We start from the raw sequence: 13052 nt of genomic DNA on the forward strand, positions 1-13052 counted from the left end.
TCAGCCCCGCTTGAGCTGCGAAATGTCGCGCACCGCGCCGCGCGCGGCGCTGGTGGTCATCGCGGCATAGGCCTGCAGCGCGACCGACACCTTGCGCGGACGTTCCTTCTCTGGCTGCCAGCCCTTGGCATCCTGCGCCGCGCGGCGGCGGGTGAGTTCATCGTCGCTGACCATCAGGTTGATGGTGCGGCCAGGAATGTCGATCTCGATCCGGTCGCCAGTTTCGACCAAGCCGATCGCCCCGCCCTCGGCCGCTTCGGGCGAGGCATGGCCGATCGACAGGCCCGAAGTGCCGCCCGAAAAGCGCCCGTCGGTCAGCAGCGCGCAGGCCTTGCCCAGCCCTTTCGACTTCAGGTAGCTGGTCGGATAGAGCATTTCCTGCATGCCCGGCCCGCCCTTGGGTCCTTCATAGCGGATCACCACCACGTCGCCGGCTTCGACCTGGCCGGTGAGGATCGCGGTAACGGCTGCGTCCTGGCTTTCATAGACCTTGGCCGGGCCGGCGAATTTCAGGATGCTTTCGTCGACCCCGGCGGTCTTCACGATGCAGCCTTCCAACGCGATGTTGCCATAGAGCACCGCCAGCCCGCCATCCTGGCTGAAAGCGTGCTCCTTGCTGCGGATCACGCCGGTTTCGCGGTCCATGTCGAGCTCGTCCCAGCGGCGGTTCTGGCTGAAGGCAACCTGGGTCGGCACGCCGCCCGGCGCGGCCTTGAAGAAGGTCTGCACCGCCGGATCGTTGGTCCGCTTGATGTCCCACTGGTTGAGCGCATCGCCCAGCGTGCGGCTGTGGACGGTGGGCAATTCGGTATGGAGCAGCCCGGCACGGTCCAGCTCGCCCAGGATCGCCGGGATCCCGCCGGCGCGGTGGACGTCCTCCATGTGAACGTCGTTCTTGGCCGGGGCGACCTTGGACAGGCAGGGCACCTTGCGGCTCAGCCGGTCGATGTCCTTCATAGTGAAATCGACCCCGGCTTCCTGCGCCGCGGCAAGCAGGTGCAGCACAGTGTTGGTCGACCCGCCCATCGCGATGTCGAGGCTCATCGCGTTTTCGAACGCGGCGAAATTGGCGATCGAGCGCGGCAGGACGCGGGCATCGTCCTGTTCGTAATAACGGCGGCACAGTTCGACCGCGAGGCGCCCGGCCTGCAGGAACAGTTCCTTGCGGTCGGCGTGGGTGGCAAGCTGCGACCCGTTGCCGGGCAGCGAAAGGCCCAGTGCCTCGGTCAGGCAATTCATCGAATTGGCCGTGAACATGCCGCTGCACGAACCGCAGGTCGGGCAGGCATTGCGTTCGATTTCCTGCACTTCCTCGTCAGAATAGCTGTCGTCGGCGGCGGCGATCATCGCGTCGATCAGGTCGAGCGCGACTTCCTTGCCGTCCAGCACGACCTTGCCGGCTTCCATCGGCCCGCCCGAGACGAACACCACCGGGATATTGATCCGCATCGCCGCCATCAGCATGCCCGGCGTGATCTTGTCGCAGTTGGAAATGCACACCATCGCGTCGGCGCAGTGGGCATTGACCATGTATTCGACGCTGTCGGCGATCAGGTCGCGGCTGGGCAGCGAATAGAGCATACCATCGTGGCCCATCGCGATGCCATCATCGACCGCTATGGTATTGAATTCCTTGGCAACTCCGCCCGAAGCCTCGATCTCGCGGGCGACCATCTGGCCCAGGTCCTTGAGGTGGACGTGACCCGGCACGAACTGGGTGAAGCTGTTGACCACCGCGATGATCGGCTTGCCGAAATCGCTGTCCTTCATCCCCGTGGCGCGCCAAAGGCCGCGCGCGCCGGCCATGTTGCGGCCATGGGTGGAAGTGCGGGAACGGTAAGCGGGCATGGGGAACTCCGGACAGAATCTTGCGCCAACGGGGCGCTTGGCCTTGCCCCTACACCCCTAATCCCCCAGCTTCAACGCCACTTCATTGCAAATCCGCGCCAGCCGGGCCGCCCATTCGGCTTGGCCGGCGGCATGGCCGATCTGGTCCTGGCGGATCTCGATCCCCAGGTAGGGCCGCCCTTCCGCTTCGGCATGGCGGTTCATCGTTTCGTTGAGCAGGTGGCCCGAATAGGGCTGCTGATCGCCCACCACCAGTCCTTCGGCCGCAAGCAGCGGAATCGCGAGGCGCGCGGCGCGTTCGTCGTGGTTGTAAAGCACGCCAACCTGCCACGGACGGGCCTGCTCGGGATGCGTCGCCAACTGCGGGGTGAAGCTGTGAAGCGAGACGATCAGCGCCGGAGGCGTCTCGTCCAGCACGGCGGACAGCGCCTCGTGGTAGGGGTGATAGAACCGGTCGAGCCGGGCGAGGTGCGCCGAATGATCGAGCATGTTGCCCGCAATGGCGTGGCCATCGCTGGCAATCGGGAACACGGCGGGGCCGTGCATCTCGCGGTTGAAGTCGCACACCAGGCGGCTGACATTGCCCTGAAACGCAGCAATCCCGGGTTGAGCGGCCATCAATTCGCCAATTTCGCGCACGCCGATGTCGACCGCGATGTGCTGGTTCAGCAAGGCGGGATCGATGCCCAGGTCGATGTCGTCCGGAACCTGGTTGCTGGCATGATCCGAGACGACCAGGATGCCCCCGAACCGGGGGGTGCCGACCAGCCGCCAGGCTTCGTGTTCCTTCACCGCAAGGCTCCCGCCAGTTGCCACCACTGCGCCGGCAGGCTCGCGCGCGCCGCATCGCGCCGGGCCGGATCGTCATACAGCGCAAAACAGGTCGCGCCCGAACCGCTCATCCGCACCAGCCAGGCGCCGGTCTGGCGCAGCGCGGCCAGGACATCGGCAATCTGAGGGCACAGCGCGATGGCGGGGGCTTCCAGATCGTTGCGGCCGGTCCGGGCGATTTCGCCCGCGCTGCCACTCGGCATGGCGCCGCGGTCCAGTCCGTCCCAGGCCTTGAACACCGGCCCGGTGGCGAGCGGCAGGCGCGGGTTGACCAGCAGGACCGGCGTTCCGGCCAGATCGTTTTCTACCGGCTCCAGCTCGGTCCCGGTGCCGCGCCCCAGGCAGGCCTGGCTGCGCACGCAGGCTGGCACATCTGCACCCAGGGCAGCGGCGCGCTCGTGCCAGTCATCCGGCAGGCCGCATTCGCGTTCGACCAGGCGGAACAGCGCGCCCGCATCGGCCGAGCCGCCGCCCAGGCCAGCGGCGACCGGCAGGTTCTTTTCCAGAGTGACCGCCCAGGGCTGCGGCCGGGGCAGCGCGGCCAGCGCCTGCATCACGATATTGCCAGCCGGATCATCCAGTTGCGCGCCGAACTCACCAAGCTGGATCAGCTCGTCGCGCGGCGCGGCCACGGCGCTGAGGCCATCGCCGGCATCGACGAAAGCGAACAGGGTTTCCAACTCGTGATAGCCATCCTCGCGCCGCCTGCGGACATGCAGCGCGAGGTTGATCTTGGCGTAGGCGGTCTCACATATTGGGGTAGTTGGGCCCACCGCCGCCCTCCGGCGTCACCCAGGTGATGTTCTGGGTGGCGTCCTTGATGTCGCAGGTCTTGCAGTGCACGCAGTTCTGCGCGTTGATCTGCAGGCGCGGGTTGCCTTCCTCGACGCCGAGGAATTCATAGACCCCCGCCGGGCAATAGCGCGCTTCCGGCCCGGCAAAGAGCTTGAGGTTGACTTCAACCGGGACCGCCGGGTCCTTGAGCTGCAGGTGGCAGGGCTGGTCTTCCTCGTGGTTGGTGAAGGACAGCGCCACGCTCGACAGGCGGTCGAAGCTGAACACCCCGTCGGGCTTGGGATAATTGATCGGCTGGTACAGGTCCGCGCGGCCAATCGCCTCGCAGTCGCGGTGGTGCTTCATCGGCCCCGCCAGACCGAACCCGAACAGGGTGCGCAGCCACATGTCCATGCCGGCGAACATCGTGCCAAGCCCGCCGCCCCACTTGGCGACCATCGGTTCGGCGTTCTGGACCAGCTTGAGTTCCTTGGCGATCCAGCTTTCGCGCACGGCGGCGTCATATTCGCTCATCGAATCGGCTTCGCGGCCCGAGGCGATCGCGGCAGCGGCGGCTTCGGCGGCGAGCATACCGCTCTTCATCGCGGTGTGGCTGCCCTTGATCCGGGGCACGTTGACGAAGCCGGCCGAGCAGCCGATCAGCGCGCCGCCCGGGAAATCGAGCCGGGGCACCGACTGCCAGCCGCCTTCGTTGATCGCGCGCGCACCATAGGACACGCGGCGCCCGCCTTCGAGGATCGCCTTGATCGCCGGGTGCTGCTTCCAGCGCTGGAATTCCTCGAACGGGTAGACGTAGGGGTTCTTGTAATCGAGCGCGGTCACGAAGCCGAGCGCGACCTGGTTGTTCGCCTGGTGGTAAAGGAACCCGCCGCCCCAGCTTTCGCTTTCCGACAGTGGCCAGCCCTGGGTGTGGATCACCCGGCCCGGCACGTGCTTGTCGGGATCGATGTCCCACAGCTCCTTGATGCCGATGCCGTAAACCTGCGGCTGGCAATCGGCTTCGAGGTCAAACCGCGCCTTGACCTGCTTGGTCAGGTGGCCGCGCGCCCCTTCGGCGAAGAAGGTGTACTTGGCGTGCAGTTCCATGCCGGGCTGGTAATCGCCCTTCTGGCTGCCGTCCTTGGCTATGCCCATGTCCTGCGTGGCCACGCCCTTGACCGAGCCATCGTCGTTATAAAGGACTTCGCTGGCGGGGAAGCCGGGGAAGATTTCGACGCCCAGTTCCTCGGCCTTGCTGGCCAGCCAGCGGCACAGGTTGCCCAGGCTGCCGGTATAGTTGCCGTCGTTCGACATGAACGGGGGCATCGGCCAGTGCGGGATCGGCAGGTGCTTGCCCTTGGTCAGCACCCAGTGCCAGTTGTCGGTAACCGGGGTTTCGGCCATCGGGCAGCCATCGGTCCGCCAGTCCGGCAGCAGCTCGTCCAGCGCCTTGGGATCGACCACCGCACCCGACAGGATGTGGGCGCCCACTTCGGACCCTTTTTCCAGGATGCAGACCGAAAGATCGGCATTTACCTGCTTCAGCCTGATCGCCGCCGCCAAGCCGGCGGGGCCGCCGCCGACGATGACGACGTCATAGGGCATCGATTCGCGTTCGCTCATGGCCTTGTCCCGTCCCTGTGCATTCGTAGTCAAACTTCGCAATCGAGCCTTGATTGCTGCGTTGCGGCAGGTCAAGACCGCAATGTGACTTTGCACGGACAAACTGCGCCCCGCGCGCCCCTGATGCCCGGCGATCTGGCCGCGGCAATCGGCTGGTGGCGCGATGCGGGGGTGGACCTGCACTTCACCGACGAGCCGCGCGACTGGCTGGAGCGGCCCGATGCCGCCGCCAAGTCCGGCCCCGCACCCGTCGCCGCGCCGCCTCCGCCGCCCGAACCGGAACCCGAACGGATCGGCGGAGATCCCGCCGAGCTGCCCGCCACCCTGCCCGAATTCACGACATGGTGGCTGACCGAACCCTCGCTCGACCATGGCATGACCGAGCGCCGCGTGCCGCCGCGCGGACCGGCCAAGGCGCCGCTGATGGTGCTGGTCGAGCAGCCCGATTCGAATGACGAGGCCGAGCTGCTGTCCGGGCCGCAGGGCCAGGTGCTGAATGCAATCCTGGGCGCGCTGGGGATGGACCCGGCGCAGGTCTATGTCGCCGCCTGCCTGCCGCGCCACACCCCCCTGCCCGATTGGCCTGCGCTGGCCGCCGCCGGGCTGGGCCAGGTGCTGGCCCACCACATCGCACTCGCCGCGCCGCAGCGACTGCTGCTGCTGGGCAGCAACATCTCGTCGCTGCTTGGCCACGATCCGGCGAAAAGTGCCGATCCTTTGACGCATTTTAACCACGGCGGCGCTATATGGTCGGCATTGACCGCGCCGGGACTGGACATTCTGGGGGCGCGACCACGTGGCAAGGCCCGGCTGTGGCAGGCCTTGCTCGACTGGACGGGGTAGACGTTTGAACGTGACCAAGCTTGCGCAGGCAAGGATGGCGGCAGTGCTGCTGGCAGGGGCAATTGCCGCGCTGCCGGGGCTGGCCCATGCCAATGCCGCGGCGGTGGACTATTTCCGCGGCCGCGCCGATCGCAGCGCGGTGCCCGCGCTGCTCAGCCAGGACGAACGCGCCTATTACAAGGACCTGTTCGCCGCGATCGACAAGGGTGACTGGACCAGGGTCCAGGCGATGTTCGCGCAAAAGCCGGACGGCCCGCTGCACGCGGTCGCCAAGGCCGAATACTATCTTGCGCCGGGTTCGCCCAAGATCGAACTCGACGCGTTGAACCAGTGGCTGGCAACCGGCGTCGGCCTGCCCCAAGCCGAACAGATTTCCGCGCTGGCGGTCAAGCGCGGAGCCACGGTGCTGCCGCCGCTGCCCAGCGCCAATGCGCTGGCCACCCTGCCCAGCCGACCCAAGCGGATCCGCCCGCGCGATACCAACGATGGCACCATGCCCGGCGCGGTATCCGCCGGCATCCTCGCCAAGATCAAGGCCGATGATCCGGCCGGGGCCAAGGCGCTGCTCGACGGGATCGACAGCCAGCTTTCGCAGGCGACCCGGGCCGAATGGCGCGCCAAGGTGGCGTGGAGCTTCTATATCGAGAATGACGATGCCAGCGCCTATGCCGCCGCCCAGGGCGTGGCCGATGGCGCCGGGCCGTGGGTGGCCGAAGGCTGGTGGACCGCTGGCCTTGCCGCCTGGCGGCTGAACGACTGTGCCGGCGCCGCCGATGCCTTTGCCAAGGCCGCCGCCGGATCCGAGAATGCCGAGCTGACCGCTGCCGCCTGGTATTGGCAAAGCCGCGCCCACGTGCGCTGCCGCCAGCCGGACAAGGCTGCCGCGCCGCTGCGCCTGGCCGCGCGGATGGACGAGACGCTCTATGGCATGCTCGCGCTGGAACAGCTGGGGCTGAAAGTGCCCGAAACCCACCAGGCCCCCGATTTTACCCAGGCCGATTGGCAGCGCCTGCGCGACGTGCCGACCGTGCGGGCCGCCGCCGCGCTGGCCGAAGTGGGCCAGGATGGCCGCGCCGATGAAGTGCTGCGCTATCAGGCGCGGATCGGCGGGGCGGACCAATACCAGCCGCTCACCCGCCTCGCCCGCGACCTGGGCCTGCCTGGCACCCAGCTGTGGATGGCCTACAACGCCCCGCGCGGCGGCAAGGCGGAACCCGCCGCCCGCTTCCCCACGCCCAAGTGGACTCCGGCAACCGGCTGGCGGGTCGATCCCGCGCTGGTCTATGCCCATGCGCTGCAGGAATCAGTGTTCCGCACCAGTGTCACCAGCCCGGCCGGGGCCAAGGGGCTGATGCAGATCATGCCTGCCGCCGCGCGCGACCACGCCGCCAGTCTTGGCGTGTCCGGCACGCCCTCGGATCTTGCCAAGCCAACGATCAACCTCGCCTTCGGGCAGCAGCACTTGCAGATGCTCAAGGATTCGAGCGGCACCCAGGGCCTGCTGCCCAAGGTGATGGCCGCTTACAACGCCGGGCTGGCCCCGGTGACCCGCTGGAACAGCGAAATCCGCGACCAGGGCGATCCGCTGCTCTGGATCGAAAGCATCCCCTATTGGGAAACGCGCGGTTACGTGAACATCGTGATGCGCAATTACTGGATGTACGAGCGGCAGGCCGGCGGCCCTTCGGAAAGCCGGCTGGCGCTGGTCCAGGGGCTGTGGCCGACCTTTCCGGGACTGACCGGATCGCAGGCCGTGCGGATGAGCCCGAACGGCGTGGTGCTGCGTGGCCGTTGATCCGGCCCGTCCGTTCAAACCCGTCAACATCGCGGTCCTGACCGTTTCCGATACCCGCACGCTGGACTCCGACACCAGCGGCGCACTGCTGGCCGAACGCGTGCTTGCCGCCGGGCACCGCCTGGTGGTCCGCGCGATCGAGCGTGATGACGCCGCCCAGATCGCCAGCCGCCTGCGCGGCTGGATCGACGATCCGGCGATCGACTGCGTGATCACCACCGGCGGCACGGGCCTGACCGGGCGCGACGTGACGCCCGAGGCGCTCGACCTCGTCCGCCAGTCGCACGGCGGCAAGACGATCCCCGGCTTTGGCGAGTTGTTCCGCTGGATCAGCTTCCAGTCGATCGGCACCAGCACCGTGCAAAGCCGGGCCGAAGCGATCGTTGCCAATGGCACTTATGTCTTCGCGCTTCCCGGCTCGAACGGTGCGGTGAAGGATGGCTGGGACCGGATCCTGGCCGAACAGCTCGACAGCCGGAACAGACCCTGTAACTTCGTCGAACTGATGCCCCGACTCAAAGAGGTGTGACGATGCGAACGGACCGGCGCGCGATGCTGTTGGGGCTTGGCGCGGGTCTGCTTGCCCCGCCGCTCCAGGCCCGGCCCCGCGCCGCTCTGCCGCGCCTCACCTCAGCCGATTTCCGCCTTGTCGTTGACCGGATCGACAGCCCCGAAGGGATCGCGGCGCTGCCCGGCGGCGGCGCGGTGTTTTCCACCAACGGCGCGGCGATCGGCCTGTGGCGCCCCGGCGCGGGCACCAGCCTGCTGGGCAAGCCCGGGGGGACCGGCGGCGTCGCGGTCGACCGGGAAGGCCGGGCGCTGCTCGCCAGCGTCGGGCTGCTCCACAACCAGCCCGGCCCGCTGCGCCGGATCGACCTGACCACCGGGGCGAGCGAAGTGCTGGTCGCCGAACTCGAAGGGCGCGAACTGGTCGCGTCCAACTGCCCCGCGGCGGCGCGCGACGGCGTGGTCTATTGCAGCCACAGCGGGTGGACGATCGGCAATATCGGCACCACCAAGGCCGAAGGGTTCATCTATGCCTGCTGGCCCGATGGCCGCGCGGCAGTGGTCGCGCGCGGCCTGCGCGGCGCGAACGGGCTGTGCCTGTCGCCGGACGAGCGCCGCCTCTACTGCGCGCTCACCGCCGAAGGCAGGGTTATGAGCTGGCGGCGGCGCCCGGACGGGACGCTCGATCAGCCGCGCTACGAAGGACCGGCGCTGGGCATGGTCAAGGACGATCAGCCCGCCAGCGAAATCCGTGCCCTGCCCCAGGCCGAACGCAGCCGCACCGGATACTGCGACGGGCTGGCTTTCGATGCGCGCGGCAACCTGTGGGTGACCCTGCCCTTCGCCAACCGGATCGTCGCGATCACCCCGGTCGGGCGGCTGGTCGAAGTGGTCAGCGACCCCGCCGGAACCATGATCGACATGCCCACCAACCTGGCCTTCAGCCGCGACGAGGTGCTGATCGTCGCGCGCGGGTCGAGCCGGATTGTCGGGGCCAGGCTGGGCTAGATCGTCCTTGCGGTTTTGTTCTTTGTATGTTCTATTGCCGAAATGCCCTTCCTGCCCCCGATCCATGGCCGCGGCGCGCAGTCTGCCGCGGTGCCGCAGCGCTTCGGCCTTGCCGCGCGCGAGGCGGACGGCGACTGGCTGGACGCGCGCGAAGAGATTGACGGTCCCGGGCCAAAGCTGCGCACCACGGTGATCGAGGAGCACCCGCGCAGCATCGTCAGCTACAACCAGTCGCCCGACATCCCGTTCGACCGCTCGATCAATGCCTATCGCGGCTGCGAGCATGGTTGCAGCTATTGCTATGCCCGCCCCAGCCATGCCTTCCACGACCTCTCGCCGGGGCTGGACTTCGAAACCAGGCTGTTCGCCAAGCCGCAAGCCGCGCACCTGCTGCGCGAGACGCTGGCCCGGCCCGGCTACCGCCCCGCCCCCATCGCGATGGGCACCAACACCGATCCCTACCAGCCGATCGAGGGGCGTTACCGGATCACCCGGCAGGTGCTGGAAGTCTGCCTTGAAACCCGCCACCCGGTGACGATCACCACCAAGAGCGCGCGGGTGCTGCGCGATCTGGACCTGCTGGCCGAGCTGGCGCGGCAAAACCTGACGGCGGTGGCGCTATCCGTCACCAGCCTCGACCCGCGCCTGTCCGGCCTGCTCGAACCACGCGCCAGCGCCCCGGCCAAGCGGCTCGACGCGCTGGCCAAGCTGGCCGAGGCGGGCGTTCCGGCCCATGTCTCGGTCGCGCCGATCATTCCGGCGATCACCGACCAGTTCATTGAAGGCATCCTGGAGGAGGCCGCCGCGCGCGGGGTGCAAAGCGCCAGCTGGATCATGCTGCGCCTGCCGCATGAGGTCGCGCCGCTGTTTCGCGAATGGCTGGCGGTCCACTATCCCGACCGCGCGGCCAAGGTCATGGCCATCGTTCAGTCGGTGCGCGAGGGGCGCGACAACGACCCCGGCTTCTTCACCCGGATGAAGCCGAGCGGGGTCTGGGCCGACCTGCTGCGCACCCGCTTCCGCCTGGCAGTCAAGCGGCTGGGACTGAACCGCGAACAACCGGTGCTGGACTGCACCCGGTTCGAACGACCCGGCCCGGCCGGGCAACTGCGCCTGCTTTAGGGCGCGGTGCGGAAGGTCAGACGATAAGGCACGGCCGGCTGTCCGCCCAGCCCCTTGAAATTCTGCCAGCGCGCGCGGTTGAACCACACCTCGTACTGCCGGCCCGACTGGGCGCGGCATTGCAGCGTGAAAGTGCGGCGGTCCGCGCTTTGCACCGGCAAGCGGGCGCACTGCGGAAAGCTGGCCGGATCGGTCTGAACGAAGGAAAAGCTGTTCGCCTGCATCGGCTGGTCGAAAGTCACCGACAGGGTGAACGGCCCGGCGGGTACTGCCGCGCCCTCGGCCGGAGCGGTGGCGAGCACGCGCGGCGGCTGGGCGGCGGGACCGGCCAGCAACCAGGCCAGCGCGGCAAAGGCAATAGCGGACATGACGGCAACTCCTGCAAGGACCGCGCGGCGATTGACGCGGCGGGGGGCGGCATGCCCGGCACCTGACGCCGCCGCATCCCCTGAAAATCCGGCCCGAATTTCCTGTAGCCCGCTTTCCGCCGCGAGCAGGCGCCGCGCCGCCTCGCGGCTGGAGGTCACACCCAGTTTGCGCCGCGCCTCGCGCAGCCGCTCGCCCACCGCATGGGCGGATATGCCCAGCGCGGCCGCCGCGCTCTTGGTATCGTGACCCTGCCCCAGCAGGCGCAGCGCCGCGCGTTCGGCATCGGTCAGGCGGGCAAGCGGATCCGGCGCGCCGTCAGCCAGCAAAGCGCAGCAGCCGGCTGTCCGCGACGGCGGCGGTGCGGTGGGGCACCACGTCGCGGACATATTCCTCGTTCTTGACCATCGCCATGAAAGCCGCGCTATTGGGATAGCCCATGACGAAACCTTCGTCCCATTCGCCGTCGGGGCCGGTCACGGTGCATTCCAGCGGCGCTTCCCAGACCATCGCCGCGCCGTCATTCGCGACCACGCGCTGGAACCCTTCCTTGTAGATCGCATAGGCTTCGCGCCCGGTCAGGCCCTGGCCATGCAGGGGATGGCCCTTGGGATAGTCGGCCAGATCGCGAAACTTGATCAGGTTCAGCATGTGAATCGGCGTGTCACGCGGCAGGTCCTTGAAGCGCTGCCAGTTGTCGCGATCCGGGTCGATGTAGGCGGTCATGCTCAGGCGTCCGCCAGCTTGTAGTCGCGGAACTGGTCGCGCAGGTCCTTCTTGCTGATCTTGCCGGTCCCGGTGTGGGGGATTTCATCGACGAATTCGACCGCGTCGGGCAGCCACCACTTGGCCACCTTGGTGCCCAGAAAGTCGCGGATCTCGTCGGCGCTGGCCTCTGCCCCGGGCTTCTTGACCACGACCAGGATCGGGCGTTCGTCCCACTTGGGATGGGCAATGCCGATCGCGGCGGCTTCGGCCACGGCGGGATGCGCCACGGCGGCATTTTCCAGCTCGACCGAGCTGATCCATTCCCCGCCGCTCTTGATCACGTCCTTGGTCCGGTCGGTCAGTTGCAGGGTGCCGTCGGGGTGGATCACCGCGACGTCGCCGGTATCGAACCATTGGTCGGGGCCAATCGCGGCGTCCTTGTCGGCCTTGAAATAGCGCTGGATCACCCACGGCCCGCGCACTTGCAGCGCCCCGCTGGTCTTGCCGTCGCGCGGCAGTTCCACATCGGGATCGTCCAGGCTGACGCAGCGCAGTTCGACGCCGAACGGCACGCGGCCCTGCATCTGCTTGATCGACACCTGGTCATCGAACGGCAAATCGTCCCAGTCCCAGGTCTTGGCGCCGGTGGTGCCGATCGGGCTGGTTTCGGTCATGCCCCAGGCGTGGGCGATGTTGACCCCGGCCTTCATCAGCCGCTCGATCATGAAGCGCGGCGCGGCGCTGCCGCCGATGATCGCGTGGCGCAGGCTGGGGATTTCGGCCCCGGTCGCGTCCATGTGGCCGAACATGCCGAGCCACACGGTCGGCACCCCGGCGGTGTGAGTCACCTTTTCGCGGTTCATCAACTCGCACAGCACGGCCGGATCGTTGACCGCCGAGAAGACGAATTTCACGCCGGCCGCCGCCCCGCCCCACGGCAGGCCCCAGCTGGCGGCATGGAACATCGGCACCACCGGCAGCATGACCGAGCGCGCGTCGAAATCGAAGATCGCCGGCTGAAGGCTGGTGATCGCGTGGAGCATGGTGGAACGGTGCTGGTACAGCACGCCCTTGGGATTGCCGGTGGTGCCGCTGGTATAGCACAGCATGCAGGGATCGCGCTCGTCCCCGGTGGCCCATTCGGTCTGGCCGTCCTCGGCGCCGATCCAGGCTTCGAATTCGCCGTTGTCGAAACAGATGTAGTGGCGGATCGTCGTCCACTTCGACTTCATCCGTTCGACCACCCCGGCCCACATGCTGTCATAGAGCAGCACCTGATCCTCGGCATGGTTCGCGATGTATTCCAGCTGGTCGTCGAACAGCCGCGGGTTGATGGTGTGCAGCACCCCGCCCACGCCGACCGCGCCGTACCAGCTGATCAGGTGGTGATGGTGGTTCATCGCCAGGGTGGCGATCCGGTCGCCCTTGCCCACGCCCAGCTTGCGCAGCGCCTGGGTCATCTTCAGCGCGTCGCGCCGGATGCCGGCCCAGGTGGTGCGCGTCTCGCTGCCATCGGCCCAACGGGTCAGCAACTCGCGCGCGCCATGTTCGCGCGCGGCATGATCGATGATGCGCGTGACCCGAAGATCCCAGTCCTGCATCGCTCCCAGCATTGATGTCCTCTCCT

The 13052-nt window shown here is 67.8% G+C and carries 12 protein-coding genes; 5 read left to right on the forward strand and 7 right to left on the reverse strand.

The window, feature by feature from the left end; genetic code table 11:
• The 4 genes from ilvD to ACE3N9_RS01025 are packed head-to-tail and all read right to left on the reverse strand — an operon-like array spanning position 1 to position 5076.
• Positions 1-1848: a dihydroxy-acid dehydratase gene (gene ilvD / locus ACE3N9_RS01010; protein ID WP_374279962.1), complete on the reverse strand. Its 1848-nt coding sequence runs from the start codon at positions 1846-1848 to the stop codon at positions 1-3.
• 57 nt (positions 1849-1905) lie between these two features.
• Positions 1906-2640 carry an N-formylglutamate amidohydrolase gene (locus ACE3N9_RS01015; RefSeq protein ID WP_374279964.1) on the reverse strand — a complete coding sequence of 245 codons (735 nt, stop codon included), beginning with the start codon at positions 2638-2640 and terminating at the stop codon, positions 1906-1908.
• The gene (locus ACE3N9_RS01020) at positions 2637-3452 is read right to left on the reverse strand and encodes a 4-(cytidine 5'-diphospho)-2-C-methyl-D-erythritol kinase (RefSeq protein WP_374279966.1); all 816 of its coding nucleotides are present in this window, start codon (positions 3450-3452) and stop codon (positions 2637-2639) included. Before ACE3N9_RS01020 ends, ACE3N9_RS01015 begins: the two co-directional genes overlap by 4 nt.
• Positions 3427-5076 carry an electron transfer flavoprotein-ubiquinone oxidoreductase gene (locus tag ACE3N9_RS01025; protein ID WP_374279968.1) on the reverse strand — a complete coding sequence of 550 codons (1650 nt, stop codon included), beginning with the start codon at positions 5074-5076 and terminating at the stop codon, positions 3427-3429. The genes ACE3N9_RS01020 and ACE3N9_RS01025 overlap by 26 nt, the downstream gene beginning before the upstream one ends.
• 123 nt (positions 5077-5199) lie before the next feature.
• Between ACE3N9_RS01025 and ACE3N9_RS01030 the strand changes: the two genes are divergently transcribed.
• The 5 genes from ACE3N9_RS01030 to ACE3N9_RS01050 are packed head-to-tail and all read left to right on the forward strand — an operon-like array spanning position 5200 to position 10351.
• Positions 5200-5919 carry a hypothetical protein gene (locus ACE3N9_RS01030; RefSeq protein WP_374279970.1) on the forward strand — a complete coding sequence of 240 codons (720 nt, stop codon included), beginning with the start codon at positions 5200-5202 and terminating at the stop codon, positions 5917-5919.
• Positions 5920-5953: 34 nt separating this feature from the next.
• Positions 5954-7714 carry a lytic transglycosylase domain-containing protein gene (locus ACE3N9_RS01035; RefSeq protein WP_374280332.1) on the forward strand — a complete coding sequence of 587 codons (1761 nt, stop codon included), beginning with the start codon at positions 5954-5956 and terminating at the stop codon, positions 7712-7714.
• Entirely contained in the window at positions 7704-8243 is a 540-nt protein-coding gene (moaB, locus tag ACE3N9_RS01040) for a molybdenum cofactor biosynthesis protein B (RefSeq protein WP_374279972.1), read from the forward strand. Before ACE3N9_RS01035 ends, moaB begins: the two co-directional genes overlap by 11 nt.
• Positions 8244-8245: 2 nt before the next feature.
• On the forward strand, positions 8246-9229 hold the full coding sequence (locus ACE3N9_RS01045; RefSeq protein ID WP_374279974.1) for an SMP-30/gluconolactonase/LRE family protein: 984 nt from the start codon (positions 8246-8248) through the stop codon (positions 9227-9229).
• Positions 9230-9271: 42 nt separating this feature from the next.
• Entirely contained in the window at positions 9272-10351 is a 1080-nt protein-coding gene (locus ACE3N9_RS01050) for a PA0069 family radical SAM protein (protein WP_374279976.1), read from the forward strand.
• On the opposite strand, the gene ACE3N9_RS01055 is transcribed toward ACE3N9_RS01050, so the two are convergent.
• The 3 genes from ACE3N9_RS01055 to ACE3N9_RS01065 are packed head-to-tail and all read right to left on the reverse strand — an operon-like array spanning position 10348 to position 13038.
• On the reverse strand, positions 10348-11046 hold the full coding sequence (locus ACE3N9_RS01055) for a LuxR C-terminal-related transcriptional regulator (RefSeq protein ID WP_374279978.1): 699 nt from the start codon (positions 11044-11046) through the stop codon (positions 10348-10350). The two genes, ACE3N9_RS01050 and ACE3N9_RS01055, sit on opposite strands and share 4 nt — an antisense overlap.
• On the reverse strand, positions 11036-11443 hold the full coding sequence (locus tag ACE3N9_RS01060) for a DUF1330 domain-containing protein (protein ID WP_374279980.1): 408 nt from the start codon (positions 11441-11443) through the stop codon (positions 11036-11038). The genes ACE3N9_RS01055 and ACE3N9_RS01060 overlap by 11 nt, the downstream gene beginning before the upstream one ends.
• A gap of 2 nt (positions 11444-11445) precedes the next feature.
• Positions 11446-13038, reverse strand: a complete 1593-nt coding sequence (locus tag ACE3N9_RS01065; protein WP_374279982.1) for a long-chain fatty acid--CoA ligase — start codon at positions 13036-13038, stop codon at positions 11446-11448.
• Positions 13039-13052: the final 14 nt, after the last annotated feature.

Origin of the sequence: Novosphingobium sp., from assembly GCF_041905565.1 — a bacterium.
Lineage (GTDB): Bacteria > Pseudomonadota > Alphaproteobacteria > Sphingomonadales > Sphingomonadaceae > Novosphingobium.

Coding starts and splice junctions, on each gene's coding strand:
- ilvD (WP_374279962.1), bottom strand. CDS start 1,848: ATGCCCGCTTACCGTTCCCGCACTTCCACCCATGGCCGCAACATGGCC.
- ACE3N9_RS01025 (WP_374279968.1), bottom strand. CDS start 5,076: ATGAGCGAACGCGAATCGATGCCCTATGACGTCGTCATCGTCGGCGGC.
- ACE3N9_RS01030 (WP_374279970.1), top strand. CDS start 5,200: ATGCCCGGCGATCTGGCCGCGGCAATCGGCTGGTGGCGCGATGCGGGG.
- ACE3N9_RS01035 (WP_374280332.1), top strand. CDS start 5,954: ATGGCGGCAGTGCTGCTGGCAGGGGCAATTGCCGCGCTGCCGGGGCTG.
- ACE3N9_RS01045 (WP_374279974.1), top strand. CDS start 8,246: ATGCGAACGGACCGGCGCGCGATGCTGTTGGGGCTTGGCGCGGGTCTG.
- ACE3N9_RS01050 (WP_374279976.1), top strand. CDS start 9,272: ATGCCCTTCCTGCCCCCGATCCATGGCCGCGGCGCGCAGTCTGCCGCG.
- ACE3N9_RS01060 (WP_374279980.1), bottom strand. CDS start 11,443: ATGACCGCCTACATCGACCCGGATCGCGACAACTGGCAGCGCTTCAAG.
- ACE3N9_RS01065 (WP_374279982.1), bottom strand. CDS start 13,038: ATGCTGGGAGCGATGCAGGACTGGGATCTTCGGGTCACGCGCATCATC.